Here is a 730-nt window from a genome sequence, read left to right on the forward strand (position 1 = left end):
GTATTAATTTGATTAGAACCATTTTTATGTTTCCCAAAACCATTAAAAATATTATTTAACATCTGTATTCCCATAAATTTAAGTTACAACTATCCCTAGATAGATTTATTTATATCAACGATTAAAACTATGAATATCCTTTGTGAACCGATTATCTATCAGATTTACTATTTCAAATAACTTTCTTGGGTCAGTCTCATGACCATATATCGAGTAAGTAAAGCCTTCGTATCCATGACCACATAACTCAGCTGCATATCGTTCTTCTACATTTAATTTCTTTAATTCATCCACATATCGGTTGCGGAACGAATGTAGTGTCAAATCACGTCCGTACCCAAATCGCGATCTCCATCGACTTGCCCATTTTGATGCATTATCACCATATCCCGAAATTCTTAATGGTAGCTCATGAAAAATATGACCTTTTTTTGTTTTTACATAATCAATAAATCCATGGTTTATTAAATGAATAGAGATGGGTACAATTCTGGCTGAATTTTTAGTCTTCACCTTTTGACCATTTATCATTGGATATATTTCCATACACCACACACCACAATAATTAACAATATCATCTGTATATAATTGTGCTAATTCATTTAATCTTGCTCCTGTATATCTTAGCAACAATGGGATCCAGTACTGGTATTCTTTTTTTGGCTTTCCTGAATTATAAAGTTCCATAGAAAAAATTTGATATAAATGTTCATCTTCCCATGATTTAGTC

1 protein-coding gene is annotated in these 730 nt (G+C 31.4%); it reads right to left on the bottom strand.

What is annotated here, in order from left to right; all coding sequences use genetic code 11:
• Positions 1 to 114: 114 nt before the first annotated feature.
• Positions 115 to 730 (bottom strand): site-specific integrase (locus ASV53_RS24315; RefSeq protein ID WP_141226328.1); only part of this gene is annotated, 616 nt, incomplete at its 5' end.

The organism is Photobacterium sanguinicancri (assembly GCF_002265265.1).
Lineage (GTDB): Bacteria > Pseudomonadota > Gammaproteobacteria > Enterobacterales > Vibrionaceae > Photobacterium > Photobacterium sanguinicancri.